Here is a 26,741-nt window from a genome sequence, read left to right on the forward strand (position 1 = left end):
CAAATCTTCGAGAACTCTCCGCCGTTGTCAGGGGTCGCCTGACGTGGCGTTCGTGGTGGCATGTCGGCTCGGTGAGGAGCAGGGGGCTCCTCAATGGGGGAATCTCGTGGGGACTTCGTCGTGTCGCTGATCAGCCGTGCCAATTCCGTCTTCTCGTCCCGGACCCGGCGCTCAGCGCTGACGGTGCTGCTCCTGGCAGCCCTGGTCCTCACCGGCCTCGGGCCCGTGGCCGCGGCAGGCCCAGGCAACCAGCCGCCGCGGATCAAGGCGATCTCGCCGACCACCGCAGTCGTCGGTCACCAGCTGGTGCTGCGGCCACGGGTGAGCGACCCCGACGGCCCGGAGCGCGCCCTGCGCTTCGGCCTGCGCGGCAAGCCGCGGTGGGTGGCGTTCAGCAGGAAGACCGGCGTGCTGCGCGGGAAGGCCCCGCAGGCGGCCGCCGGGAAGCGCTACCGGCTGGTGCTCTCGGTGACGGACGGCCGGGCGACGCGCAGCAAGCGGTTCACGCTGCGCGTCGTCGCCAACCGCGCTCCCTCGGTCCCAGCCGTCGCCGACGTCGCCGTCGACGCGGGTGAGGCCGTCCGCGTGCAGCCTTCCGCCAACGACCCCGACGGCGGGCCTCGCGACATCGCCTGGGTGACCACCTTCGTGCCCGCCAACGGCCGTACGCCGGCCGTCCCGCCGGCCTGGCTCACCACGTCCGCCACCACCGGCGCCGTCACGGGCACCGCCCCCGGCTCCGCGGTCGGCATGGCGTGGCAGGTGACGACCCAGGCGTCCGACGGCCTCGCGGCGACGTCGGCGTCCTACCGCCTGACCGTCCGCAACCAGGCACCCACGCTTGCGCCGCCCGGCGCGCGCACGGCGACGATCGGTTCGCCCTTCTCGGTGCAGCTCCTCGGCTCCGACCCGGACGCGGCCCCGCGGCCCGTGTCCTACATCGCCGACGCCGGCACGCTGCCCGACTGGCTCCGCCTCGACCGCGCGACCGGCACCGTCTCCGGCACCCCGCCGCCCGGGTCGGCCGGCACCTACGCGGCCCGCTTCCGGGCCGACGACGGCCTCGACACCTCCCCCTGGGAGGTCCTCGCCCTGGGCGTCGTGCGCGAGCCGGCGCCGGACAACCGCGCGCCGGTGGTCGACGACAGCATCCTCGAGGTGAAGGAGGGACCGGCCGGCACCAAGGTCGGTGCCGTCACCGGCAGTGACCCCGACGGGGACACCCTCACCTGGACCCTGGTCGGCGACGGCTTCACGATCGACCCGACCACCGGTGTCGTCACCGCCACCGCCGCGCTCGACCGTGAAAGCACCGCGACCCACACGCTCGAGGTCCGTGCCAGCGACGGCCGGCTCAGCGACGACGCGACCCTCACCGTGAAGGTCACCGACGTCGATGAGTCGCCGGTGGTCGAGGAGATCGACGACGTCACCACCACGGAGGACCAGGCGCTCACGCCGATCACCGTCGAGGCCACCGACCCGGAGGGCAAGAGCGTCACGATCACCGTGACCGGGCTGCCCAGCGGCCTGACGTACGACGCCGCGACCGGCAGGATCACCGGCACCCCGACGCGGGGCGGCTCCGCCACGGTCACGGTCTCGGCCGATGACGGGACGTCAGTGCCCAGCGCCCAGGTCTTCACCATCACCACGACCCCCGTCGACGACGCGCCCATCATGCGCGCGCAGGACCTCACGGTCCTCGAAGGCGCCCCTGTCGGCACGGTCGTCGGCAGGCTCGTCGCCACCGACGAGGAGACGCCGGCCGCAGACCTCACGTTCTCCGCTGACGACGCGAACTTCGACGTCTCCCCCGAGGGGATCGTGACGGTCGCCCGCCCCGAGGCCACCGCCACCGTGAGGACGCTGAACTTCACCGCGACCGTCGACGACGGCGCGAACGAGGCCGACGCCACCGTCACCGTCGACGTGGGCGACGTGGAGCACCCGCCCGTGATCCAGGACCAGGAGCTCGACATCGCCGAGACCGCCGTGGTCGGCGCCGAGGTCGGCACCGTCGTGGCCACCGACCGCGACGACGACACGATCTCCTTCGCCATCACCGCAGGCAACGGCGCGGGCCGGTTCGCCATCGACGCGGCGACCGGCGAGCTCACGCTGGCCGCCCCTGTCGACCACGAGGACGTCGACAGCTACACACTGACCGTGCGCGCCACGTCGGGCGACCTCACCGACGAGGCCACCGTCACCGTGAAGGTGACCGACGTCGACGAGGCGCCGGTGATCACGCCGATCGCCGACGTCACCACCGCCGAGGACAAGGCCATCACCGCGATCCAGGTCGAGGCCACCGACCCCGAGGGCAAGCCCGTCACGCTGTCGGCCACCGGCCTCCCGGCGGGCCTGAGGATCGACGGCACGACGATCGTGGGCACACCGACCCTGGCCGGCACGTCCACCGTCACGGTGTCCGCCTCCGACGGCACGATGGCCTCCGCCGAGGAGCTCACCGTCACCGTCACCGCGGTCAACGACGCCCCCGTGCTCGTCGCGGTCGACGACGCCACCGCCACGGAGGGCCAGGCGATGGCCGGGATCACCGTCGTGGCCACCGACGAGGAGGACGGCACGCCGAGCACCACCGCATCGGGCCTCCCCAGCGGTGTCTCGTACGACGCGGCGAACGGCACCATCGGCGGCACGCCGACCGTCGGCGGCACCTTCTCGGTGACCGTCACGGCCACGGACGCCGCGGGCGCCAAGGCGACCGACACCTTCGTCCTCACCGTCACCGAGGTCAACGACGCCCCGGTGGCCGGGGACCCGAGCCCTGCCACGGTCGAGGTGACCGAGGGCCAGGCCGTCGAGACCACTGTGCTCGTGCCCGCGACCGACGAGGAGGGTGACGAGCTCACCCGCACCGTCACCGGACTCCCGGCCGGGATGACGGGCACCGGCACGAGCACCGGCATCCAGCTCGGCGGCACGCCGACCGCGGACGGCACCTCGACCGCGACCGTCACGGTCTCCGACGGTGACGGCGGCTCCGACACCGTCACCTTCCAGGTCCTGGTCGCGCCCGCGCCGGCCACCCCGTGCCCGAAGCGCTCGACGCTGCCCTGCAGTGACATCGCGGTCGACCTGCCCGTCTCGCTCGACTTCACCGGCGACGAGGGCGGCCTGGACGACACCGGCTTCACGATGGTCGACCCGCCGTCGCTGCGCTCGGGCGTCGACCAGTCACCGGCACCGGCCACGCCGACGTACGCCGACGCGCCCGGCCTCGAGCCCGCGCTCGTGGCCCCCGGTGGCGGCCAGCTCACCATCACCGCGACCAAGGGCATCATGTACCGCGCCCCGGGTCAGACTGGCGTGAGCGCCCCCAACGCCCAGCTCAACGCCCTCGGCGTGGGCGTGCGCGGCTCGACCACCGGCTACGACCTGACGACCACCGTGCTCGCCCCGACCTTCCCAGGCACCACCAACGGCTCGCAGCAGGGCGGCCTCTGGTTCGGCCTCGACGAGGACACCTACGTCAAGGCCGTCGTGTCCCGCGTGTCGGCGACCCAGAACAAGGTCCAGCTGCTGCGCGAGGTCGGCGGCGTGGCGACGCCGGGCACGCAGTACGAGCTCAACAGCGCCGGCTTCAACGTCGGCCAGGACGTGAAGCTGGAGCTCGAGGTCGTCGACACCGCAGGCGCCGGAGGAACGGCTCAGCTCTTCTACACCGTCGGCGCCGGCCAGCGCACCCTGCTCGTCGACACGGCCAACACCGTCGACACCGACGCCGTCCCGGTGCCGGAGTCCGTCCTGACCGGGACCACGGTCGGCACCGAGGCGCCGCAGGGCTTCGCCGGCCTCTTCGCCACCAAGCGCAACGCGCCGGTCTCCGACGTCACCACCGTGACGTTCGGCGACTTCGCCGTCCAGGCGCACGAGGTCCCCAACACCGCACCCGTCGTCGCAGCCGTCGCCGACGTCGCGGCCGTCGAGGGCACACCCCTCTCCCCGGTCACGATCACCACGACTGACGCCGAGGGCGACGACGTGACCATCAGCTCCGACCTCGCCGTCGAGGGGCTCACCCTCACCGACAACGGCGACGGCACGGCCACGCTGGCCGGCACGCCCGCCGCAGGCACCGCAGCAGCGAGCCCGTACGACGTCGTCGTGACCGCGAGCGACGGCCGGGCGTCCGGCACGCGGACGGTCCGGATCGCCGTCTCCGAAGCCGGCGCGCCGTGCCTGCCGATCACGACGGAGCCCTGCTCCACGGTGCGGGTCGACACTCCCTACGTGCTCGACTTCGACGGTTCGCAGAGCGGGCTGGCCGGCACCGGCTTCACCATGGTGGACGACCCCTCGGCCCGCAGCAACGTCGACCAGGCTCCGGCGCCGGCGACGCCCAGCACGCCCGACGTGCCGGGCTTCGAGCCCGGACTGCTCGGCCAAGCGGCCGGCAACCTGAGGATCACCGCCACCAAGGGCATCGCCTACCGTCGTCCGGCCGACAGCGCCGGCACCAACTCCCAGCTCAACATGCTGGGCGTCGGCCTCGCGGGTGGCACCGACGGCTACGAGCTCCAGACGACGGTCGTCGACCCGAGCTTCCCCGGCACCACCAACGGCAGCCAGCAGGGCGGACTCTGGTTCGGCCTCGACGAGGACAACTACGTCAAGCTCGCCGTGGTCCGGGTCTCGGCCACGACCAACAAGGTCCAGCTGGTCAAGGAGGTCGGCGGGATCGCCCAGCCCGCGACGACGTACGAGCTCAACTCCGCCTCGTTCCCGAGCGGCCAGCGGGTCCGCCTGGTGCTCCAGGTCGACGCCTCCGGCGCCCAGCCGGTGGTCCGCGGGTCGTACGCCGTGGGCGACGGCCAGCTCGGTGCGCTGATAGACCCGGCCAACACGTGGGGATCCACGCAGCTCCCCGTGCCGGCGAGCTTCCTCGACGGCACCGCTCTCCCCTCCGGGTCGGGCGGACCGGTCACCTTCGGTGGCGTCTACGCCACCAAGCGCGGCGCCCCGGCCTCCGACAACGTCGTGGTGTCCTTCGCCGACTTCTCCGCCGAGCTCATCGGTGGCGTCGTCGAGCCCTACACCCCGCTCGACGTCAAGGTGGACTTCACCTCCGAGGCCGGCACACCGGCCCCGGGCTACCTCAAGGACTACGGGCAGCCCTACGGCCAGCGCACCGGCGCCTCGCAGGGTGGCGGCGAGCACGTCTACGGCTGGGTCAAGGAGAACAGCGAGGAGGAGCTGTCGCTCGTCGGCAACGGCCGCGTGCGCGGCCGGACCGGCGTGGACACCCGGCTCGACTCGATCATCCACATGCAGTTCGCGGACGTGCCCAACGCGGCGTGCCCGCCCAACGTGTGCCAGGACGGCGACTGGCAGCTCGCGGTCGCCAACGGCACCTACGACGTGACCGTGGCGGTCGGCGACCAGCCGGGTGCCACCAGCTACGACAGCCTCCACGCGGTCAACGTCGAGAACTCGGCACTCATCGAGGGGTTCACCGGCAGCGCGTCGGCGGAGTTCGACACCGCCACCACGCGGGTCGGGGTCGTCGACGGTGAGCTGACGATCAACGCCACGGGCGGCACCAACACCAAGCTGGCCTACGTCGAGATCAGGTCGGCGAGCGCCACCGTGGCCGACCCGCTGCCGTTCGTCGTGCAGACGCGTCCGGCCAACCGGTCGCTCGGTGCTCCGCTCGGCGAGGGCGTGGCGGCCGACGTCCACCTCGTCGGCACCAGCGCCGAGCCGGGACCGGTCGACCCGGCCACCGTCACCGACGCCACCGTGCGGCTCTTCGAGGTCGTCCCGGGCAGCGCACCCGACGTCGAGGTCGCGGGCAACCGCAACACGACCGGCGGTGGTGACTCGATCAACTTCCAGCAGAGCGGCAACCTCAAGGCCACCACCACCTACCGGTTCGTGGTCGACGGCGTGAAGGACACCACGGGTCGCACCTTCGTCCCCTTCCGCTCGCTGTTCACGACCGGCAGCGGTGACGTGGAGCCGCCCAACGGCACCTTCGACCCGGTCAACGGCGTCGACTTCCAGAAGGTCGACCTGGGCAAGAACGGCAAGTACTACGCCTCCCTCGTGGTCCACGACGGCCACCTGTGGGCCACGACCATCGGGCAGGGCATGTTCCGCTACCCGATCAACGCCGACGGCACGCTCGGTGCCGAGCAGCCCATCAACGCCTTCCTCGGCCGGGCCGCGGTCGGCTTCGTGTTCGACCGCACCGACCCCGACGTGGCGTGGGTGACCCACGCGACGGCCAACATCGGCAACGAGTCGCAGGCCTTCGGCTCCAAGCTGAGCCGGGTCGACTTCTCGGGCAGCGTGGCAAACCCGGTCGTCTCCGACGTGTTCATCAACCTGCCCCGCTCGCAGAAGGACCACCTGTCCAACTCGATCTCCTACGGCCCCGGCGGCAGGCTCTACTTCCTCCAGGGCTCCAACCAGGCCGCGGGCGACCCCGACGGCGCCTGGGGCGACCGGGGCGAGACGCTGCTCACCGCGGCGATGCTGACCTTCGACCCGGCCGCCACCTGGCAGCGCGTCCAGGCCTCCGGGCCGGTCGACGTCCAGACCGTCGACAAGGGCGGCTCCTACGACCCGTTCGCCGCGTCGGCCCCGCTGAAGATCTACGCCACCGGCATCCGCAACGCGTACGACCTCGTGCACGCCTCCAACGGCAGCCTCTACGTGCCGACCAACGGCACGGCCAGCGGCGGCAACAGCCCCGGCGTCACCGCCAGCGCCGGCACGCTGACCCGCACCGGCCAGGTCCCCGGGGGCAACGTGACCTCCGAGTGCGCCACCCGCCGCATCGACGGCACGCCCTACACGGCCCCGTCAGTGCCCGCGGTGACCAACCACAACACCCAGCGCGACTTCCTCTTCGACGTCGAGGCGGGCGGCTACTACGGCCACCCGAACCCCTCGCGCTGCGAGTGGGTCCTCAACAACGGCGGCAACCCCGAGGGCGCCGGCTCGGGCGGGTCGAAGTACCCCGCCTCGGTGGCACCCGACCGCAACTACCGCGGCTGGGCCTACGACTTCGAGTTCAACAAGTCGCCCAACGGCGTCATCGAGTACCGCTCCAACACCTTCGGCGGCAAGCTCAAGGGCCGCCTGATGGTCGTCCGGTTCTCCAACTTCGACGACGTCTTCACCCTCGAGGCCGCGGCCGACGGGCAGATCGAGGGCGGCCAGGCCGGGTCGACGATCGGTGGATTCTCCGGCTTCGACGACCCGCTGGACATCGTCGAGGACCTCGACACCGGCAACCTCTACGTCAACTCCTACGACCAGAGCAGCGGCCAGCCGCGGCTCTACCTGCTCCGGGTCCCGGACGGCCAGGGCGGCGCCGACGTGTCGGTCAGCACCCGTCGCCTCGTGGGCAACCAGGTCACCAGCGCCGGCTCGCGGACGCTCGGCACCGTGACGGTGACCAACGAGGGCAACGAGGCCACCACCGTGACCGGGGCGACCATCAGCGGGACGGGCGCGGCGGCGTACACCCGCACGCCCAGCACGCCGCTGCCGGCCACGCTCGCCCCCGGCGCGTCGATGACCGTCCAGGTCTCGTTCGACCCGAGCACCGAGGGCGTGGCTCCGGCCTCGCTCGGGATGGCCCTCAGCGCCGGGAGCGCGCCGACGGTCTCGCTGCGTGGGCTGGGGACGGACGGGCTCGGTGGCTCCGCGGAGCCGTCGCTCCAGTACGTCTTCGACGCCTGGGAGCTGGGCATCGACACCGGTGACGACAACGACGCCACCAACGAGATCCACTCCAGCTCGAGCGAGCGCGTCTCGCCGACCCTGGGCGACAGCATCGACGTGGAGTCGTTCACCCGCTTCGCGGACGGCCCGGTCACCGTCGAGCCGATCTCGGTGTTCGGGCCCACCGACAGCGCGCCGGTCACCGAGGTGTCGTGGTACGACGACGCCGCACCGGCGACCCGCAACGCCCTGTTCTCGGTGTCGAACTCGCCGGCCTCCAACGGGCAGACACTGACGCCGACGACCACCGGGGCGCTGCAGCTCGACCCGGGACAGTCGACGTTCGGGTTCGTCTCGCGGTGGCCGTTCTTCGCCAACCGGCTGGTCCACAGCCAGGACTCGCTCAACACCTTCGCCGGCGCGATCGGCAACCACGTCCGGGTCTACCCGCTCGTGGAGGGCGGGCAGCCGGTGCCGCACGCGTACGTCGTCGCGACCGAGGAGCACACGTCCGGGTTCGACTTCAACGACGTGGTCTTCATCGTCCGCAACGTCGAGCCCGCCGGCGGCACCCAGCCGCCGGGACAGACCATCCGGGTGAACTTCCAGAGCGAGACGGCGCCGGTGCCCGCGGGTCACCTGCGCGACTTCGGCCAGGCCTACGGTCCGCGCACCCTCGCCGACCAGGGCGGGCTGACCTACGGCTGGCGCAACGCCACGACGCTGGCCCCCGAGGCCCGCACCACGTCGGGCCGCGAGCGGAACCTCAACAGCGACCAGCGCCTCGACACGTTCATGCACATGCAGTACCAGCAGCAGAGCGCGCCCAACTGCACGGCCAACAATTGCAACACCGGCACGTGGGAGCTCGCGATCGGCGACGGCACCTACCAGGTCACGGCGGCCGTCGGCGACCCGGCGACGAACTCCGACCCCGAGGCCCACCAGGTCCGTGTCGAGGGCGTGCCGCTGCTCGCGGCCCCCCACGTCCCGAGCGGACCGGCGGGCAGCGCCGGCCACCACGCGACCGGCACCCAGGTCGTCACGGTGTCCGACGGCGAGCTCACCGTGGACGCCGTCGGCGGCACCAACGCCAAGATCGACTACATCGAGGTCACCCCGGTCACCGGCGGGGGCGGCGAGACGGTGGCGCAGGTGAGCTTCCAGCCCGCCGCGTCGCCGACGCCGACCGGCTGGTCGGCCGACAGCGGGCAGCTGTTCACCGAGGCACGCGGCTACGGCTGGGGGCGGACCGAGGGCGGCGCGACCAAGACCGCCGACACCCGGGCCCGCACGCAGGACCCCGACCCGCTGACGAGCACGCTGATGATCGTCGACGACACCGAGGTCGCCGGCGTGGTGGACGGGGAGTGGGAGCTCGCCGTCGCCGACGGCACCTACACCGTCTCGGTCTCGGTGGGCGACGCCGGCTTCGCGGACTCCTCGCACGGCCTCGCGGCCGAGGGCGTGCCGCTCGTGTCGGGCTTCGTCCCGACCGGCCCCGGCGACTACCGCGTGGCCACCGCGTCGGTCGACGTGACCGACGGGCGGCTCACGCTCGCCTCCACCGGCAGCAACACCAAGGTGCAGTGGGTCAGCGTCGCCTCGGGCTCCGACGTGGACGTCATCCCGCCGACCGTCGACCTGTCCGTCACCGGCGTCACCGGCCCCGGCGGCTACGTCAACAGGGCCACGGTCGTCGCCGACGTCGTCGACCGCGGCGGCTCGGGGACCGAGTTCGTCGACTGGACGCTCGACGGCGCGGACGTCCCGCGTCCGCCCGACGACCGGCTGGAGGTCACCGGCCTGGGCGCGCACACGGTGACCGTCACGGCCACCGACGCGGCCGGCAACGACACGACCGCGACCCGGACGTTCACCATCGTCGACGGCAGCGTGGCGGCCATCGCCATCGCGAACCAGGACGCCCAGCGCGTCGCCGGCGCCGTGGTCCCGGGCATGGCCGAGGACTTCCTCGTCATGCACCACCTCAACAACCGGACGACGAGCACGCCCACCCATGCGGCCGCGGTCACCCACGACACGGCCACCCTCAGGATCAGCAACACCGATCCCGACGACGCACTGGTCGTGAGCGGTCTCGCGCTCTCTGCCCCTGTGGACCCGACCCCGGGCGTGCGCGCCAGCACGACGAGCTTCACCACCCCGGGCACCACCCTCCCGCTCACCGTCGCACCGGGCGGGACCTACGACCTGCGCGTGCAGTTCGGCGGAGCGGGCAGTCGGGGCGCGTACGGCGCGACGATGACCATCACCTCCAACGCCGCCAACCGACCCGAGCTGCCGGTCCAGCTGCGCGGCTACTGGCAGCCGCAGCCCGAGGGGGGTGTGGAGCCCACCATGACCGACGTCGCGCGCGTCTTCGGCTACTCCACCACCATCGGCGAACCGCTCGAGGACGCCTACGACGGTCCGCTCCAGGGTGACGAGGTGCGGTCCCTGCTGTGGAAGCGGCTCGATCCCTCCCGGCCGGTCACCGCACGCCAGCTGACGGCCCTGCACGGGTGCTGCGGTGAGACGGGCGACAACATCTCGAGCCCGATCTCCGGCTCCCACGACGGCGCCTGGGGTCAGTCCTTCTACCCGCGGGTGGCGCAGAGCGGCACCGCGCCCGCCTCGGCGCCCTTCCAGCAGGGGCAGGCCAACCCGTCGGGGACGTTCCCGTTGACGATCGCGGGATACACCACCAACAAGGCCCCGACCGCGACCGACCCCGCCAACCTCGGCATCCGCGTCTGGCCGGTGGAGATCGGTGGGCGCACCGTCCCCGGCGCCTACCTCGTCGGGCAGGACTTCGTGCAGAACGGGTGCGGTGGTGGCAGTGCCAACTGCGACTACCAGGACAACGTGTTCCTGATGACCAACATCGCCCCCGTCGCGTCTGCCGACACGACCGGCCCCGCATCGGCGCCCACGGGTGTCTCGGCGTCGGTCGAGGGCAACGACGTCCGGATCGCGTGGAACGCTGTCACCGCGGCCGACCTCGGCGGGTACGTCGTCGAGCGGCAGGCAGCGGGCTCGACCACCTGGACACGGGTGAACGGGACGCCCGTCGCGGGGTTGTCACTCATCGACACCACGGCGCCGGGCGGCACCCAGGTCACCTACCGGGTGCTCGCCGTGGACACCTCGCAGAACGCCTCTGCGCCGTCCACGACCGCGAGCGTCACCACGCCGCCGCGGCCGCAGGCGGCGATCCGCGTCAACGCCGGCGGACCGGCGGTCACCACGGGGGGCGTCGCCTGGGGCGCACAGCAGTACGGCACCGGCGGCAAGACCTACACCAACGCCGTGGCCATCGCCGGGACCACCGACGACGTGCTCTACCAGTCGGAGTACTCGACCGCGACCGGGGCGATCGACTACGACATCCCGGTGCAGAACGGCGCGTACACGGTGCGCCTGCACTTCGCCGAGATCTACTTCGGCGCTTTCGGTGGTGGTCCGGGCGGGGCCGGGCGGCGCGTCTTCGACGTCGCGCTCGAGGGACAGCTGCGGCTCGACAACTACGACATCGTCGCCGACGTCGGGTCGGCGACGGCCGTGGTGAAGTCCTACACGGTGCAGGTCACCGACGGGAAGGTCGACGTCGACCTCGACTCCGTGGTCGACCAGGCCAAGATCTCGGCGATCGAGGTGCTGCCGGCGGGCTGAGTGGCCCTGGCCGGCCGGACGGTCGCCGCGACCAGCTCAGGCGGTCGCGGCGACCCGCTCGACCTCGATGGCATGGGCGAGCCGGGTCAGGTGGGTCATCCGACGCACGGCCGGGCACGGGTTGCGGACCGTCAGGTGGTGACCGGCGAGCCAGGCGTGGCGGGTGGCGACCGCGAGCAGGCGCAGGGCGGTCGCGTCGATCGTGGAGACGTCGGTCATGTCGACGACGACGTCCTCGTCGTGCACGTCGATGCACTCGTAGATGGCGTTGCGGACCTCCCACGTGCTGCGCACGTCGAAGTCCCCGTGCAGGACGAGCACGTGCGTGTCCGCGACGATGTCCGAGACGATGTCCATCCGGTGTGCTCCTCACCGGCGTCCCCCGACGCCCGACCGTGACCGATGTCACTGTTCCTGACGCAGTTGTACCCCGTTCGGTTGCGTCGATGCCTCACCTTTTCGGCGCGTCCTCGCCACTAGGCTCGAGCCATGGTCAACCTGACGCGCATCTACACCCGCACCGGCGATGCCGGGCGCACCCGGCTCGGCGACATGAGCGAGACCTCGAAGACCGACCTGCGCCTCGAGGCGTACGCCTGCGTCGACGAGGGCAACGCCCACATCGGCGTCGCCCTCGCCCACGGAGGTCTCGAGGACGACGTCGTCACGGTGCTCACCCGCGTGCAGAACGACCTGTTCGACGTCGGCGCCGACTTCTGCACCCCGGTCGTCGCGGACCCGGAGTACCCGCCGCTGCGGATCGAGCAGGCCTACGTCGACCGGCTCGAGGCCTGGTGCGACCACTACAACGAGGCCCTGCCGGCCCTGCGGTCGTTCATCCTCAACGGTGGGACGACCGCGGCCGCCCACCTCCACGTCGCGCGCACCGTCGTACGCCGTGCCGAGCGGGCCGGGTGGGCCGCGTGGGCCGAGCACGAGGACACCATGAACGTCCTGGCGATCACCTACCTCAACCGCCTCTCTGACCTGCTCTTCATCCTGGCCCGCCACGCCAACCGCGAGAACGGCGACGTCCTGTGGGTGCCCGGCGGGGAGCGCTGACCTTTCCCTCGCATCGCCTGCGCGGACACCCCGCTGCGGCGACAATGATCCGGACCCATCCGCCGACACGTTCGAGGACAGACGTGCCCACGCAGAGCCCCGTACTCTCGCCTCCCCCGGCGCTTGCCACGATGACCAGCTTCGAGGACGCCTCCCGGTTGGTCCTCGACTACCTGCAGGCCCAGGTGCCGATGGGGTTCTGGACCGTGTCACGCGTCATCGACGGCCGGCAGGTCTACCTCGCTGTCACACCCGACAACGGCTTCGGGCTGGACGTCGGCGACGGTCCGGCCTGGGAGGACTCCCTGTGCCGCGAGATGTGGGTCAACGGGGCTCCGGGCGTGGCCCCGGACATCTCCCGGGTCCCGGCCTACGCCTCCAAGGGCGCCGCGCGCACGCTGTCGGTCGCGAGCTACGTCGGCATCCCGGTCTACAACCAGGACGAGACGCTCTTCGGCACGATCTGCGGCATCGACGCCGAGGCCCGCCCCGACTCCTTCACCGAGCTCGCCCCGCAGCTGGAGCTGCTCGGCCACCTGCTCAGCGTGGTCCGCAACCTCGACGGCCGCGCGGTGTCCCTGGCGCGTCGCCTCGAGCTCACCCTCCAGGAGTCGGAGACCGATGCGCTCACCGGGCTGCGCAACCGGCGCTCGTGGCAGCGCGCCTGCGAGACCGAGCAGACGCGCCACCACCGCCTGGGCGACCACGCGAGCATCGTGGTGATCGACCTCGACGGCCTCAAGCAGGTCAACGACCGGGACGGTCACGCCGCCGGGGACGCCATGCTCCGCCGGGCTGCCGGGGTCGTGCGGGGGTCCTCCCGCCAGACCGACGTGGTGGCGCGGCTGGGCGGCGACGAGTTCGGGGTCCTGTGCCCCCAGACCACGGCGTCGCAGGTGGCCGTCTACGCCGACCGGATCCGCTCCGAGCTGGCCGCGGCCGGGCTGTCGGCCGGCATCGGCGCCGCCACGCTGGAGCGCGCGGGCAACATCGCCGAGACCGAGGCCACCGCGGACGCCGCGATGTACGCCGACAAGCGCCGACGCCAGGCCGGTCGGGTCTAGCCGACCGGCTGTCGGGACCGGGCCCCGCGCTGCTCGCGGGCCGCCGGCACGACCAGCGCCGCGGGCATCAGGAGGACGGCGACGACCAGCAGCGCGTTGAGCGTGCCGACCTCGTCACCGACGAAGCCGAGGAGGGGCGGGCCGGCGAGGAACGCCGCGTAGCCGATGGTGGATACCACGCTGACCCTCGACGCCGCCCGGACCGGGTCGTCGGCGGCGGCGCTCATGCCGACCGGGAAGCCGAGCGAGGCGCCCACTCCCCAGAGCACGATGCCGACCACGACGAGCGCCGGCTGCTCGGCGAGGACGATCAGCAGGACGCCAGCGCCGGCGAGCGCCATCGTGCCCCACAGCACGGCGACGCGGCCGAACCGGTCGATCAGGCCGGTCCCGGCGAAGCGGCCCGCGGTCATCGCCAGCACGAAGACGGCGAACCCGGCCACGCCCACGGCGTGCGAGACGTCGTGACCGTCGACCAGCGCGACGGCCAGCCAGTCGTTGGCCGTGCCCTCGGTCATGGCCAGCGCCAGCACCATGACGCCGATCAGGAGGGTCCGTGGCTCGAGCCAGGCCCGCGCGGCCGAGGAGGCGCTCACCTCGTGCCGCTCCGCGACGGGCAGGAACGACGGGGACGCGCGCCACACCAGCACGACGGCCAGCAGGGCGATCCCCACGAGGTGGGCCAGCGCCGGCACGCCGAGCTCGATCAGCAGCACGCCGAGCAGGGCACCGACCACCGTGCCCCCGCTGAAGCCGGCGTGGAAGCGCGGCATGATCGTGCGCGCCAGGCCGCGCTCGACCTCGGCGCCCTCGACGTTCATGGCCACGTCCCAGACGCCGATGCCGAGCCCGTAGACGAAGAGCCCGGCGACCGTCAGCGGCAGCACCTCGCCGAGACCGATCGCGGCGGCCACCATCCCGAGGGTCGCCGCGCCTGCACCCAGCCGCACGATCCGCACCGTGCCCATGGCGTTGATGGCGGCGCCGGTGGTCGGCAACGCCAGCACCGAGCCCAGCGCGATGGCGAGCAGCAGGAGGCCGAGCTGCCCGTTGGTGAGGTCGAAGCTCTCGCGCACCTCGGGGATGCGGGAGACCCAGCTGGCGAAGACCAGCCCGTTGAGGAAGAACGTCAGTCCCACGGCGTTGCGCGCGGCGGTCAGGGTGGGCACGGTGCTGCTCCTCGGGTACGCGGGCGAAACGTTTCGATCGAATCGTTTCGATGCTATCGTCCGGGACGTGTCCGGTCCAACCCGAACCCCCACCATGGCGGACGTCGCCGCTGCCGCGGGCGTGTCCCTCTCCACCGCCTCGCTCGCCTTCTCCGGCAACAAGCCGGTGTCCGCGGAGACGCGTGAGCGGGTGCTGGCCGCAGCCGGATCCCTCGGCTACGCCGGCCCCAACCCACTGGCCCGCAACCTGCGCCGCGGTCGCAGCGGCGTGGTGGGCGTCGCCGTCGGTCGGCTCAGCACCGCCTTCCGCGACCCGGCGGCGCTGCCGATGCTCGACGCCGTCTCCGAGGTCCTCGACGCGGCGGGTCTCGGCCTGCTGCTCATGCCGGACGGCGACGAGCACGCGGGACTCCCCCTCGACGCGGTCATCTACGACATCTGCGGGTGCGAGACCTGGGGCCCGTACGACGACCTGGTGGCCCGCGGCGTGCCCCTGGTCGTCGTGGAGGGCCCGGCGTGGACCGGGGCGACGTACGTCGACGTCGAGCACCGTCGCGGTGCCGCCGAGGTCGCCCGGCACCTTCACGACCTGGGACACCGCCGGGTCGCGACCCTCACCCTCGACACCTCGCACCCCCAACGCGAGCGCGAGGCCGGGCTGCGGGACGTCTACCCGGACGCCGAGGTCATCGGGCCGTGCGCGAGCGACCTCGACGCCGCGCAGCGCGCGGTCGGCGCGTGGTGGGACGGCGGCGGCGCGGCGAGTGCCGTGGTGTGCCAGAGCGACGTCCAGGCCGCGGGGGTGGTCCTCGAGGCGCGACGCCGCGGGATGGCGGTCCCCCGCGACGTCAGCGTCGCCGGTTTCGACGGGGTCGCGACGCCGTGGCTCGACCTCGAGCTGACGACCGTCGTGCAGCCGCTGGCCGAGAAGGGACGGGCGACCGCGCGGGCCGTGCTCTCGCGCATCGCCGGCGAGGTCGCGGACGACGTGCTGCTGCCGGTCCGGATGCGGGTGGGCGGCTCGACCGGACCGGCGCCCGGAACGGCGTGACTAGCGGCGGTTCCAGTCGGTGCCGGGCGGGCCGGCCTCCAACCACGACTGGAAACCGGTGAGCGAGGCCTCGCTCATCGCGATCTCCAGGGGCTCGCCGTCGTAGCGGCAGGCCGCCACGACGTGACCGTCGTAGAGCGACACCTCCTCCGCGCCCGCCGGCGACCGGCGACCGGCGTACTCCAGCAGGTCACGGGCCCACACCCGCTTGGGACGCGGCGACAGCGAGAAGATCCGGAACCACTCCAGCGACTGCCCGGAGTAGCGGCCGATGCCCAGCAGCCAGCCGCGCCCCGGGTGCTCGGCTCGCGCGCGGTAGCTGAGCTCGAACGTGCCGCCGTGCCGGGCGAGGAGGCGGCGCCGGACGATGAGGGCGATGCCGTAGAGCAGGGCGAGGAGCAGGCACAGCCCGACGATGTCGAGCGCCCATTCCCAGACCGGCATCCACACCCTCCGAAACGCAGTGAGCGCACGAACCCAGCGGTTCGTGCGCTCACCCTAGCGGTCGGGTTTCGGGCCTCGTCAGGAGGCCCGCTCGACGGCACGGATCCGTGCCTCGGCGCGACGTACGGCCTCCGTGGCCACGTCGTCGTTCTCGCCGGAGGCCTGTGCCCGCTCGAGGTCCTGGCGTGCCTTCTCCAGGTCGATCTCGTGCGACATCTCGGCCCGCTCGGCGAGGATCGAGACGCGGTTGTCGGCCACCGACAGGAAGCCGGCGTCGACGGCCGCGATCCAGGTCTCGCCCTCGGCGGTCTGCACGTCCACGACACCCTCGATGATCGAGGACAGCAGCGGCGCGTGGTTGGGCAGGATGCCCACGTCGCCCTCGGTGGTGCGGGCGATGACCATGGTGGCCTGGCCCGACCAGACGAGCCGGTCGGCGGCGACCAGCTCGACCTGGAGGACCTTGTCGGTGGACTCGGCCATCAGAGGCTCTTCTGGATCTCGGCCCACTTCTGCTCGACGTCGTCCAGACCGCCGCACATGAAGAAGGCCTGCTCGGCCACGTGGTCGTACTCGCCGTCGGCGATCTTGTTGAACGCCTCGATCGTGTCGGCGACCGGCACGGTCGAGCCCTCGATGCCGGTGAACTGCTTGGCGACGTAGGTGTTCTGCGACAGGAACCGCTGGATGCGGCGCGCCCGGGAGACGATGATCTTGTCCTCCTCGGAGAGCTCGTCGACACCGAGGATCGCGATGATGTCCTGGAGCTCCTTGTTGCGCTGCAGGATCTGCTTGACCCGCACCGCGCAGCGGTAGTGGTCCTCGCCGATGTACTGCGGGTCCAGGATGCGCGACGTCGACGTCAGCGGGTCCACGGCCGGGTAGATGCCGAGCGAGGCGATCTCGCGGGAGAGCTCGGTGGTCGCGTCGAGGTGTGCGAACGTCGTGGCCGGCGCCGGGTCGGTGTAGTCGTCGGCGGGGACGTAGATCGCCTGCAGCGAGGTGATCGAGTGACCACGCGTCGAGGTGATGCGCTCCTGCAGCTGACCCATCTCGTCGGCCAGGTTGGGCTGGTAGCCCACGGCGGACGGCATGCGACCGAGCAGCGTGGAGACCTCGGACCCGGCCTGGGTGAAGCGGAAGATGTTGTCGATGAAGAGCAGCACGTCCTGCTTCTGCACGTCGCGGAAGTACTCCGCCATCGTCAGGGCCGACAGGGCGACGCGCAGGCGCGTGCCCGGCGGCTCGTCCATCTGGCCGAAGACGAGGGCGGTCTGGCCGAGGACGCCGGCCTCCTCCATCTCGACGATGAGGTCGTTGCCCTCACGGGTGCGCTCGCCGACACCGGCGAACACCGACACACCACCGTGGTCCTTGGCGACTCGCGCGATCATCTCCTGGATGAGCACGGTCTTGCCGACGCCGGCACCACCGAACAGGCCGATCTTGCCGCCCTGCACGTAGGGGGTGAGCAGGTCGATGACCTTGATGCCGGTCTCGAACATCTGGGTCTTGGACTCGAGCTGGTCGAAGGCGGGCGCCTTGCGGTGGATGCCCCAACGCTCGGCGGGCTCGAAGGTCTCGCCCTCCTCGAGGTTGAGCACGTCGCCGGTCGTGTTGAACACCTTGCCGAGCGTCGCGTCGCCCACGGGGACCGTGATCGACTCGCCGGTGTCGGTGACCTGGCCGCCTCGCACGAGCCCGTCGGTGGGCTTCATGGAGATGGCGCGGACCATGCCGTCACCGATGTGCTGGGCGACCTCGAGGATGATCGACTTGGTCTCGCCGCTCAGCTCGAACTCGCAGGTCAGGGCGTTGTAGATGGGGGGCATCGAGTCGGTCGGGAACTCGATGTCCACGACGGGGCCGATGACCCGGGCAATGCGGCCGACGGCGCCGCCCTTGCTCTCGGTGGTCGTCTCTTCAACAGTGGCAGTCATGTTCACTCACTCCCGGCTTGTGCGTCGGCAAGGGCGTTGACGCCACCGACGATCTCGCTGATCTCTTGGGTAATGCCAGCCTGGCGGGCCTGGTTGGCGATGCGCTTGTACTTCTTGATGAGCTCGTCGGCGTTGTCCGTCGCGGCCTTCATCGCCTTCTGTCGGGCGGCCAGCTCGGAAGCAGCCGCCTGCAGCAGGGCGAAGAAGATCCGGCTCTGGACGTAGCGCGGCAGCAGGGAGTCGAGCACCTCCGAGGGGGACGGCTCGAACTCGTAGAGCGGCAGCAGGTCGGCCTTGTCGGGGGCCTCGGTGCCCTCGACGACCTCCAGCGGCAGCAGGCGTACGGCGGTCGGCTCCTGGCTGAGCATCGAGCGGAACCGCGTGTAGACCACGTGGACCTCGTCGACGTCACGGACGTCGGAGTCGCTGTCCTCGGCGTCGGCCAGGAAGGTCGCGATCAGCGTGGCGCCGATCTCGGCCGCGACGTCGTAGGTCGGCTGGTCGGAGAAGCCCGTCCAGGCCTGCACGACCTCGCGCTGGCGGAACTTGAAGTAGGCCTCGCCCTTGCGACCACTGGTGTAGAGGTCGACCTCCTTGCCCTCGCCCTTGAGCTTCTCGACGAGGCGCTCGGCCTCCTTGATCACGCTGGAGGAGTAGGCGCCGGCGAGTCCGCGGTCGGAGGTGACGATGAGGACCGCAGCCTTCTTCGGGTCCTCCGGCTCGACCGTCAGCGCGTGGTCGACGTTGGAGTACGTCGCCACGGCCGACACCGCACGGGTCAGCTCGCGGGCGTAGGGCGCTGCCGCCTGGGCCCGCTGCTGCGCCTTGATGATCCGGGACGCGGCGATGAGCTCCATGGCACGCGTGATCTTCTTCATCGACTCCGTCGACTTGATCCGCGCGCGGTACTCGCGTACGGAGAGAGCCATGGCGTCAGCCCCGCTTCTGCTTGACGATCTGCTCCTGCTCGACGTCCTCGTCCTCGAGAGCGACGTGCTCTTCCTTGCCGGCCTTGATGCTCTGGCCGTCGGAAGTCTCGAACTGGTCGAGGAAGGAGTCGTAGGCCGAGGCGAGCTGGTCCTCGGTGGAGTCCTCGAACTTCAGGCTCTCGCGGATGCCGGCGAGGATGCCCTCGTGGCTGCGACGCAGGTAGTCGAGGAACTCGTTCTCGAAGCGCAGCACGTCGTCGGTCGGGACCTTGTCGAGCCGACCCGAGGTGCCGGTCCACAGCGAGACCGTCATCTCCTCGACCGGGTACGGCGAGTACTGCGGCTGCTTGAGCAGCGCCATCAGGCGCTGGCCGCGGTCCAGCTGCTGGCGCGAGGCCGCGTCGAGGTCGGAGGCGAACATCGCGAACGCCTCCATGGCGCGGAACTGCGCCAGGTCGACCTTGAGCGAACCGGTGACGGCCTTCATGGCCTTCGTCATGGCCGAGCCACCCACGCGCGAGACCGAGACACCCACGTCGATCGCCGGGCGCTGGTTGGCCGCGAACAGGTCGGACTGCAGGAAGATCTGGCCGTCGGTGATGGAGATGACGTTGGTCGGGATGAACGCCGAGACGTCGTTGGCCTTGGTCTCGATGATCGGCAGACCGGTCATGGAGCCCTTGCCCATGTCGTCCGAGAGCTTGGCGCACCGCTCGAGGAGCCGGCTGTGCAGGTAGAAGACGTCACCCGGGTAGGCCTCGCGGCCCGGCGGGCGACGCAGCAGCAGCGACACGGCGCGGTAGGCCTCGGCCTGCTTGGTCAGGTCGTCGAACACGATCAGGACGTGCTTGCCCTCGTACATCCAGTGCTGGCCGATGGCCGATCCGGTGTAGGGGGCGAGGTACTTGAAGCCGGCGGAGTCGGACGCGGGCGAGGCCACGATGGTGGTGTACTCGAGGGCGCCGGCCTCCTCGAGGGCGCCACGCACAGCGGCGATGGTCGAGCCCTTCTGACCGATCGCGACGTAGATGCAGCGCACCTGCTTGTCCGGGTCACCGGACTCCCAGTTCGCCTTCTGGTTGATGATCGTGTCGATGGCGATCGTGGTCTTGCCGGTCGAGCGGTCACCGATGATCAGCTGGCGCTGGCCGCGGCCGATGGGCGTCAGGGCGTCGATCGCCTTGATGCCGGTCGCGAGGGGCTCGTGCACCGACTTGCGCACCATGACGCCCGGAGCCTGCAGCTCCAGCGCGCGACGGCCCTCGAGCGGGGTGATCTCGCCCAGGCCGTCGATCGCGGTGCCGAGCGGGTCGACCACGCGGCCGAGGTAGCCGTCACCGACGGGGACCGAGAGGATCTCGCCCGTGCGACGCACGACCTGGCCCTCCTCGATCTTGTCGAAGTCACCCAGGACCACGACACCGACCTCGCGGGTGTCGAGGTTCAGCGCGATGCCGAGCGTGCCGTCCTCGAACTCGAGCAGCTCGTTGGCCATCACCGACGGCAGGCCGCTGACACGGGCGATGCCGTCCGCGGCCTCGGCCACGGTGCCGACCTCTTCCTTGCTGGCCGACTCGGGCTTGTAGTCCGACACGAAGCGCTGAAGAGCGTCGCGGATCTCGTCCGGACGGATGGACAGCTCCGTCATTTCATCTCACCTGTTCTCTGGGTCTGCTCGAAAAGTTCTTGGATGTCGGTCACGGGTCAGCCGGCGAGCTTGCGCCCGGCCTCGTCGAGTCGGGTGGAGACGGTGCCGTCGATGACGTCGTCGCCGATCTCGACACGGATGCCACCGATGACGTCGGGGTCCACGATGACGTTGAGGTGCACCTCGCGACCATAGGTGCGTGCGAGCGCCGCGGCCAGTCGGTCGCGCTCGGACTGGGCGAGAGGCTGCGCGACGCGCACCGTCGCGACGCCCTGCCCACGAACCTCGGCGGCGACCTTCTGGTAGCTGGCGAGGGCCACCGTGACCGTGCGGTGGCTGCCCGAGAGCGACTGCTGCACGAGCGCGATGGTCGCGGGAAGGACCTTGTCGCCCAGCAGGCCGCTGATCAGGGTCGACTTGTCGTCGCGGCTGCGAGCGGGGTCGGAGAGCGCGTCACGCAGCTCCGGGTTGGCCTGCACGAGCCGGGCCACCGCGAAGATCTCGTCCTCGAGGCGGGCGACGTCGCTGCCGGTCGACCGCACCGCTGCCACGACGCCCAGCTCCTCCAGGGCGTCGGGCAGGTCGCGCCCGGCGCTCCAGCGCTGGGACACCGCCGTGCTCACCACGTCGAGGGCCTCGGTCGAGACCTTCCCGGTGAGCACGCCGCGGAGCAGCTGCGCCTTGGCCTCGCCGGGGACCGACGCGTCCGTGGCGACGCGCCGCAGGCCCGGCTCGGAGCGGACCAGGTCCGAGACTCCGAACAGGTCCTGAGCCACCCTGCCGAGGTCGCCGGAGCCCGGGAGGGCCTCGGCGGCTGCGGCGTAGGCGTCGGCTGACGCTCCTCGCATCATCAGTTGACGCTCCCCGAGGTGGTGCCGTTCTGCGCCTCGAGCTCGGCGAGGAACCGGTCGACCACGCGGCTCTGGCGAGCCTCGTCGTCGAGGCTCTCGCCGACGATGCGGCCGGCGAGGCCGGTCGCGAGGGCGCCGACCTCGGTCCGCAGCGAGGTGACCGCCTGCTGGCGCTCCGCCTCGATCTGGGTCTTGCCGTGCTCGACGATCCGGGTGGACTCGGCCTGGGCCTGCTCCCGCATCTCGGCGATGATCGCGGCGCCCTGCTCGCGCGCCTCCTCACGGATGCGGGCGGCCTCGTGCCGGGCGTCGGCGAGCTGCTTCTCGAGCTCGGCGAGCTTGGCGTCGGCCTCGGCCTGCTTGGACTCGGCCGCGCTGAGCCCACCCTCGATCGCCTGCGTGCGCTCCGCGAAGGTCTTCTCGAAGCTCGGCACGACGAACTTGCGCATGAGCAGGAAGAGGATCGCGAAGACGATGGTGGCGAGGATGACCTCTGACCAGACCGGCAGCACCGGACTGTGGGTCTCGCCCTCCGCCGCCGCCAGGACGATGTGGTCCATGAGTCGAACTCCTACGGTCTAGAGCTGGGTGCGGCGGTCGTCAGAGAGGCAGGACGAACGCGAGCGCGACGGTGATGATGAAGAGCGCCTCGGCGAGAACGAAGCCAAGGATGGCGATCGACTGCAGACGGCTCTGGGCCTCGGGCTGGCGGGCGACACCGGAGATGAACGCGGCGAAGATCAGACCGATACCGACACCGGGACCGATGGCGGACAGGCCGAGACCGACCAGGTTGATGGAGCCTTCCACGGCTTTTCCTTTCGTCGGCGACGCGTCTCTCGCGCCGCTGTTTGGCGAAACTTGTGGGGTGGTGCGGATCAGTGCTCGTCGGCGAGGGCCTCGCCGATGTACATCGAGCTCAGGAGGGTGAAGACGTAGGCCTGGAGGAACATGACCAGCATCTCGAGGAAGCTGACGCCGATGCCGAGCCCGAAGGACAGCACGCCGACGGCGCCGTAGAGCAGGTTGCCGCTGGCCAGCAGCGCTGCACCGCCGGTGGCGAACAGGATCAGGAGCAGGTGGCCCGCGAACATGTTGCCGAACAGACGCAGCGTGAGCGTGAACGGGCGGATGATGATGTTGGAGAAGAACTCCAGCGGCACGAGGAGCAGCAGGATCGGGCCCTTGACGCCGCTCGGCATCGTGGCGTGCTTGAGGTAGCCCAGCGCGCCGTGCTTCCAGATGCCGGCGCCGATGTAGAGCAACCAGCTCGTCAGCGCGAGCGGGACGATGAAGCCGATGCGGGAGAAGCTCGGGAACTGGATGAACGGGATCACGCCGTAGTAGTTGTTCACGAGGATGAAGGTGAACAGCGTGAAGAGGTAGGGCACGAACTTCATGTAGTGCTCGCTGCCGATGTTGTCGCGAGCCATGGTGTTGCGCACGAAGCCGTAGACCATCTCGCCGGCGAACTGCAGGCGGCCCGGCACCAGCGAGGCGTTGCGGGTGGCGGCGTAGAAGAACCCGAAGACCAGCACCGCCGACAGTGCGACCAGCAGCATCGGCTTGGTGACGTCGCCGAAGATCGGCGGCAGCTCGAAGCTCCCGGGGCCGGGGGCGTGGAATTCCGAACCGCCCTCTGCCGCGACAGGCTGGCTGTAGCTCACTCCGACTCCTCGTTGCTCGTCTTGTCGCTCGTCTTGTTGCTGGCGTGCGCCTGCTCCGCGGCCGTCTGGCGCTGGAGCTGCACGATCATCATGTACGTCCCCAGTCCGCCGCCGAGCAGGACCCCCGCCGCCACCAGGAAGCGGGTGCCCAGCCACTGGTCCAGGACCCAACCGACCGCTCCGTAGAACAGCACCCCGGCCACCAGGTAGCTGGGGGGACTGCTGCGCGGCGGCTGGGAGGACGTGGCACCGGACTCGGCCATGGCGCTGCGGACATTATCAGTCGCGGCGGTCATGACTCACCCCCGGGCGGGAGGTCGAAGTAGGGGGCACGCTCCCGGGCGGTCAGCACCAGGTGCGCAGCCGTCCACACGAGCGTGGCGAGCACCATCGACGCGGCCAGCCAGCCGCGCGCCTGGTCGCTCGAGAAGACGTCGCCGCGGGTGATGGCGAGGAAGACCAGCAGCACGATCGCCAGCTGGGTCAGGTAGGTGACCAGCGCGACGAGGAGGGACGCCGTCGGCATCGCGCTCGCGACGACGTGGAGGGACAGCGTGCCGAAGGACACCACGAGGAGGACCAGGCCGGCGCCGACGGCGGCGGCAGCAGCCGCCTCGCCTCCGTGCACCACGGCGGCGACAGCCACCAGGACGGCCCCTGCGAGCGCCGTCAGGGCGGCTGCTCGGGCCACGACCCGGACGCCCGGCACGAGGCTGCTGCGGCGGGTGCTCGCGCGGGTCTCGGTCGTCATGGCGGCGGCCTGTCTGGTCTCTACGGTCGGTGCGTCCCTGCTCGTGAAAACTATCACAAAGTCGCCGGGGCGCTGAAATCAGGGGCCGGTGACGGGCTCGTCCGTGCGCTCCTCGTCGCGCCCCTCGAGGCTGGCGTTCTCGGGCAGCCCGGTGTCGCCCAGGCCGGTCTTGCGCGGGCGGTGCAGCTTCGGCAGCACGAAGGTGAGGGCCACCGTCAGCACGGTCATCGAGGCGAGGCTCCACCACACCAGCGGGTCGTCGAACAGGCTCACCAGCACCGCGCCAGTGGCGATCGTGAAGGCCCACATCCACATGATCAGCACCGCGCGCCGCTGCGAGTGGCCGATCTCCAGGAGGCGGTGGTGCAGGTGCTGCTTGTCGGCGCTCATCGGCGAGCGGCCCGCACGCGTGCGTCGTACGACGGCCAGGACCAGGTCGACGATCGGCACCATCAGCAGCGAGATCGGGAGCAGCACCGGCAGCACGGTCACGAACAGGCTGTTGCCGGTCGTCTCCGGCATGCCGACGAACTGCCCGGTCAGCGTGAGCGCGCTCGCCGACAGCACGAGCCCGATCAGCATGGACCCCGAGTCGCCCATGAAGAGGCGTGCCGGATGGAAGTTGTGGGGCAGGAAGCCCGCGCACGCCCCCGCGAGAGCGGCGCTGAGCAGGGCGCCGGTGGTGGCCAGGGTGAGGTTGGCCTGCGCGGAGGCGAAGTAGCAGTAGAGGAAGAACGCCGAGGCCCCGATCCCCACCACGCCCGCCGCCAGCCCGTCGAGGCCGTCGACGAAGTTGACGGCGTTCATCGTGCCGATGACCACCAGGAGGGTGAGCACGGCGCCCTGCACGTCGTCGAGGGAGAACTGGGTGCCGTCGGCCCCCGGGAAGTAGTAGAACCGCACACCCTGCGTGATCAGCAGGCCCGCGGCGAGCACCTGCCCGCCGAGCTTGGTGAGCGCGTCGAGGTCGAAGATGTCGTCGATCACCCCGACCGCGCAGACGAGGGCTCCTGCCAGGAGCACGGCCCCGGCGTCGGGGAAGACGAACTCCTCGCTGGTGGACAGGAACGGCAGGTGGCGGGCGACGAGGTAGGCCGCGTAGAGCCCGCCGAGCATGGCCAGCCCGCCCAGGTAGGGGATCGGCTCGGCGTGGACGTCGCGGTCGCGGACCGCGGCGACGGCTCCCGTGCGCAGCGCGATCTCACGCGCGACGACCGTCAGCAGGTAGGTCACCGACAGGGCGACCAGGAAGACGAGGAGGTACTCCCGCATCCGGCCTAGCCCTGGTCTTCGAGCACGACCCCGTGCTCCTCGATGGCCGCGTTGAGCCGCTCCAGCGACAACGCGCCGAGGCGCAGCACCCGGCCCTCGGGCACGGTGACGTCGATGATCGTGGAGGCCTCGCCGCCCGGGGACGCGCCGGCGTCGACGATGACCGAGACGGCGTCGCCGAGCATCTCCTCGGCCTGGTCGGCGTCGGTGGCAGCGGGGCGGCCGGTGAGGTTGGCCGAGCTGACCGCCAGCGGACCGGTGCGCTCGAGGACGGCGAGGGCCACCTCGTCGTCGGGCATCCGCACCGCGACCGTGCCGCGGGTCTCCCCGAGGTCCCACATGAGCGAGCCCTGCTGGCGGCAGACGAGCGTGAGCGGGCCGGGCCAGAACTCCTCGACCAGGGTGCGCGCCCACGGCGGCACGGTCTCGGCGAGCGCGTCGAGGGTGGTCGCGGCGGACACGAGCACCGGCGGCGGCATCTCGCGGCCCCGGCCCTTGGCCTCCAGGAGCCGTCGTACGGCCTCGTGGGAGAACGCGTCGGCGGCGATGCCGTAGACGGTGTCGGTGGGGATGACCACCAGGTCGCCACGTCGTACGGCGCCGGCGGCGGCCGTCACCGCCGCCTCCCGCTCCTCCTCGGTCGAGGTCGCAAGCCTGTCCACGCCGCTCATCGTGCCAGTCGCGCGGTCACGTAGCGCGGTCGACCCGCGAGGTCGAGGTGGTCGCGCACGTCGATCCAGCGCCCGGTCGCCGCGAAGACGGCCGGCGCCGAGTCGCCCTGGACGTCGGCGTGCTCGGCCCCCACCACTCCCCCGGGCCGGAGGAGCGCGGCCGCCCGGCGCTCCAGGAGCCGCATCGCGTCGAGACCGTCCTGCCCCGAGAAGAGCGCGAGGTGGGGGTCGTGGTCGCGCGCCTCGACGGCGACGGACTCCCAGGCCTCCAGCGGGATGTAGGGCGGGTTGCACACCACGACGTCGACCGAGCCGGCGAGGTCGTCGAAGGCCTCGAACGCGTCGCCGAGGCGGAGGTCGACGCCGGCAAAGGGAGCGAGATTGGCCTGGGCGTACCTGAACGCGTCGGGGCTCATCTCGACCGCGTGCACGTCGGCGTGCGGCGCCTCGTCCCTGACGGCCGCGGCGATCGCACCCGACCCGGTGCACAGGTCGACCACCACCGGCGCGCCGTCGACGGACTGAGCCTGCTCGATCGCCCACCCCGCGAGCAGCTCAGTCTCGGGGCGCGGCACGAAGACCCCGGGCCCGACCGCCAGCTCGACGTGGCGGAACGCCGCGGTGCCGGTGAGGTGCTGCAGCGGCTCGCGGGCGGCCCGGCGCGCCAGCAGCGCGTCGTACCGCTCCTGCTCCCCCACCCCGAGGTCGTCGAGGAGCGGCAGCCGGCCGAGCGGCACGTCGAGCACGTGGGCGAGGAGGAGGTCGGCGTCGCGCTCGGGCGACGCGACGCCGGCGTCACGGAGCCGGGCGGCCGCCTGCCGCCGTGCCTGGCTTGGCCGCACC

Annotated in this window: 20 protein-coding genes; 4 read left to right on the forward strand and 16 right to left on the reverse strand. The window is 71.5% G+C overall.

What is annotated here, in order from left to right:
* Positions 1–93: 93 nt before the first annotated feature.
* Positions 94–11,379, forward strand: coding sequence for a putative Ig domain-containing protein (locus ACFQW6_RS16955; protein WP_378547956.1), 11,286 nt, complete (start codon positions 94–96; stop codon positions 11,377–11,379).
* Positions 11,380–11,415: 36 nt separating this feature from the next.
* On the opposite strand, the gene ACFQW6_RS16960 is transcribed toward ACFQW6_RS16955, so the two are convergent.
* Positions 11,416–11,736, reverse strand: coding sequence for an STAS domain-containing protein (locus ACFQW6_RS16960; protein ID WP_378547959.1), 321 nt, complete (start codon positions 11,734–11,736; stop codon positions 11,416–11,418).
* A gap of 132 nt (positions 11,737–11,868) precedes the next feature.
* Between ACFQW6_RS16960 and ACFQW6_RS16965 the strand changes: the two genes are divergently transcribed.
* Complete coding sequence (locus ACFQW6_RS16965) at positions 11,869–12,441, forward strand: cob(I)yrinic acid a,c-diamide adenosyltransferase (RefSeq protein WP_378547962.1); 573 nt, start codon at positions 11,869–11,871, stop codon at positions 12,439–12,441.
* 131 nt (positions 12,442–12,572) lie between these two features.
* Positions 12,573–13,505 (forward strand): GGDEF domain-containing protein, encoded by a 933-nt coding sequence (locus ACFQW6_RS16970; protein ID WP_378547965.1) that lies wholly within the window; start codon positions 12,573–12,575, stop codon positions 13,503–13,505.
* Here the strand turns inward: ACFQW6_RS16970 and ACFQW6_RS16975 are convergent.
* Entirely contained in the window at positions 13,502–14,674 is a 1,173-nt protein-coding gene (locus tag ACFQW6_RS16975; protein WP_378547968.1) for an MFS transporter, read from the reverse strand. The genes ACFQW6_RS16970 and ACFQW6_RS16975 overlap by 4 nt on opposite strands.
* A 67-nt stretch (positions 14,675–14,741) precedes the next feature.
* Between ACFQW6_RS16975 and ACFQW6_RS16980 the strand changes: the two genes are divergently transcribed.
* Positions 14,742–15,725, forward strand: a complete 984-nt coding sequence (locus ACFQW6_RS16980; protein ID WP_378547971.1) for a LacI family DNA-binding transcriptional regulator — start codon at positions 14,742–14,744, stop codon at positions 15,723–15,725.
* Here ACFQW6_RS16980 and ACFQW6_RS16985 read toward each other — a convergent pair whose 3' ends face one another.
* From ACFQW6_RS16985 to prmC, 14 genes are all read right to left on the reverse strand, one after another.
* A complete protein-coding gene (locus ACFQW6_RS16985) occupies positions 15,726–16,169 on the reverse strand; it encodes a DUF2550 domain-containing protein (protein WP_378547974.1) in 444 nt (147 codons plus the stop codon). It lies immediately after the preceding gene.
* Positions 16,170–16,247: 78 nt separating this feature from the next.
* The gene (locus tag ACFQW6_RS16990; RefSeq protein ID WP_378547977.1) at positions 16,248–16,652 is read right to left on the reverse strand and encodes a F0F1 ATP synthase subunit epsilon; all 405 of its coding nucleotides are present in this window, start codon (positions 16,650–16,652) and stop codon (positions 16,248–16,250) included.
* Positions 16,652–18,109 (reverse strand): F0F1 ATP synthase subunit beta, encoded by a 1,458-nt coding sequence (gene atpD, locus ACFQW6_RS16995; protein ID WP_191195140.1) that lies wholly within the window; start codon positions 18,107–18,109, stop codon positions 16,652–16,654. Before atpD ends, ACFQW6_RS16990 begins: the two co-directional genes overlap by 1 nt.
* Before the next feature lie 2 nt (positions 18,110–18,111).
* On the reverse strand, positions 18,112–19,038 hold the full coding sequence (locus ACFQW6_RS17000) for a F0F1 ATP synthase subunit gamma (protein ID WP_378547980.1): 927 nt from the start codon (positions 19,036–19,038) through the stop codon (positions 18,112–18,114).
* 4 nt (positions 19,039–19,042) lie between these two features.
* Positions 19,043–20,686 (reverse strand): F0F1 ATP synthase subunit alpha, encoded by a 1,644-nt coding sequence (atpA, locus tag ACFQW6_RS17005; RefSeq protein WP_378547983.1) that lies wholly within the window; start codon positions 20,684–20,686, stop codon positions 19,043–19,045.
* Between the two features lie 56 nt (positions 20,687–20,742).
* Positions 20,743–21,537 (reverse strand): F0F1 ATP synthase subunit delta, encoded by a 795-nt coding sequence (locus tag ACFQW6_RS17010; protein WP_378547986.1) that lies wholly within the window; start codon positions 21,535–21,537, stop codon positions 20,743–20,745.
* Positions 21,537–22,097: a F0F1 ATP synthase subunit B gene (locus ACFQW6_RS17015; protein WP_378547989.1), complete on the reverse strand. Its 561-nt coding sequence runs from the start codon at positions 22,095–22,097 to the stop codon at positions 21,537–21,539. Before ACFQW6_RS17015 ends, ACFQW6_RS17010 begins: the two co-directional genes overlap by 1 nt.
* Before the next feature lie 40 nt (positions 22,098–22,137).
* A complete protein-coding gene (atpE, locus tag ACFQW6_RS17020) occupies positions 22,138–22,347 on the reverse strand; it encodes an ATP synthase F0 subunit C (RefSeq protein ID WP_030482691.1) in 210 nt (69 codons plus the stop codon).
* Between the two features lie 68 nt (positions 22,348–22,415).
* Positions 22,416–23,204 carry a F0F1 ATP synthase subunit A gene (atpB, locus tag ACFQW6_RS17025; protein ID WP_378547992.1) on the reverse strand — a complete coding sequence of 263 codons (789 nt, stop codon included), beginning with the start codon at positions 23,202–23,204 and terminating at the stop codon, positions 22,416–22,418.
* Positions 23,201–23,500: a hypothetical protein gene (locus tag ACFQW6_RS17030; protein WP_378547995.1), complete on the reverse strand. Its 300-nt coding sequence runs from the start codon at positions 23,498–23,500 to the stop codon at positions 23,201–23,203. Before ACFQW6_RS17030 ends, atpB begins: the two co-directional genes overlap by 4 nt.
* Positions 23,497–23,955 carry a hypothetical protein gene (locus ACFQW6_RS17035; protein WP_378547998.1) on the reverse strand — a complete coding sequence of 153 codons (459 nt, stop codon included), beginning with the start codon at positions 23,953–23,955 and terminating at the stop codon, positions 23,497–23,499. The genes ACFQW6_RS17030 and ACFQW6_RS17035 overlap by 4 nt, the downstream gene beginning before the upstream one ends.
* Positions 23,956–24,033: 78 nt before the next feature.
* Positions 24,034–25,227 (reverse strand): MraY family glycosyltransferase, encoded by a 1,194-nt coding sequence (locus ACFQW6_RS17040; RefSeq protein ID WP_378548001.1) that lies wholly within the window; start codon positions 25,225–25,227, stop codon positions 24,034–24,036.
* 5 nt (positions 25,228–25,232) lie between these two features.
* On the reverse strand, positions 25,233–25,889 hold the full coding sequence (locus ACFQW6_RS17045) for an L-threonylcarbamoyladenylate synthase (RefSeq protein ID WP_378548004.1): 657 nt from the start codon (positions 25,887–25,889) through the stop codon (positions 25,233–25,235).
* 5 nt (positions 25,890–25,894) lie between these two features.
* The gene (gene prmC, locus ACFQW6_RS17050) at positions 25,895–26,740 is read right to left on the reverse strand and encodes a peptide chain release factor N(5)-glutamine methyltransferase (protein WP_378548007.1); all 846 of its coding nucleotides are present in this window, start codon (positions 26,738–26,740) and stop codon (positions 25,895–25,897) included.
* Position 26,741 lies beyond the last annotated feature (1 nt).

The organism is Nocardioides sp. GCM10028917 (assembly GCF_042666175.1).
Taxonomy (GTDB): domain Bacteria; phylum Actinomycetota; class Actinomycetes; order Propionibacteriales; family Nocardioidaceae; genus Nocardioides.

Coding starts and splice junctions, on each gene's coding strand:
- ACFQW6_RS16955 (WP_378547956.1), top strand. CDS start 94: ATGGGGGAATCTCGTGGGGACTTCGTCGTGTCGCTGATCAGCCGTGCC.
- ACFQW6_RS16960 (WP_378547959.1), bottom strand. CDS start 11,736: ATGGACATCGTCTCGGACATCGTCGCGGACACGCACGTGCTCGTCCTG.
- ACFQW6_RS16965 (WP_378547962.1), top strand. CDS start 11,869: ATGGTCAACCTGACGCGCATCTACACCCGCACCGGCGATGCCGGGCGC.
- ACFQW6_RS16970 (WP_378547965.1), top strand. CDS start 12,573: ATGACCAGCTTCGAGGACGCCTCCCGGTTGGTCCTCGACTACCTGCAG.
- ACFQW6_RS16985 (WP_378547974.1), bottom strand. CDS start 16,169: ATGCCGGTCTGGGAATGGGCGCTCGACATCGTCGGGCTGTGCCTGCTC.
- ACFQW6_RS16990 (WP_378547977.1), bottom strand. CDS start 16,652: ATGGCCGAGTCCACCGACAAGGTCCTCCAGGTCGAGCTGGTCGCCGCC.
- atpD (WP_191195140.1), bottom strand. CDS start 18,109: ATGACTGCCACTGTTGAAGAGACGACCACCGAGAGCAAGGGCGGCGCC.
- ACFQW6_RS17000 (WP_378547980.1), bottom strand. CDS start 19,038: ATGGCTCTCTCCGTACGCGAGTACCGCGCGCGGATCAAGTCGACGGAG.
- atpA (WP_378547983.1), bottom strand. CDS start 20,686: ATGACGGAGCTGTCCATCCGTCCGGACGAGATCCGCGACGCTCTTCAG.
- ACFQW6_RS17010 (WP_378547986.1), bottom strand. CDS start 21,537: ATGATGCGAGGAGCGTCAGCCGACGCCTACGCCGCAGCCGCCGAGGCC.
- ACFQW6_RS17015 (WP_378547989.1), bottom strand. CDS start 22,097: ATGGACCACATCGTCCTGGCGGCGGCGGAGGGCGAGACCCACAGTCCG.
- ACFQW6_RS17030 (WP_378547995.1), bottom strand. CDS start 23,500: ATGACCGCCGCGACTGATAATGTCCGCAGCGCCATGGCCGAGTCCGGT.
- ACFQW6_RS17035 (WP_378547998.1), bottom strand. CDS start 23,955: ATGACGACCGAGACCCGCGCGAGCACCCGCCGCAGCAGCCTCGTGCCG.
- ACFQW6_RS17040 (WP_378548001.1), bottom strand. CDS start 25,227: ATGCGGGAGTACCTCCTCGTCTTCCTGGTCGCCCTGTCGGTGACCTAC.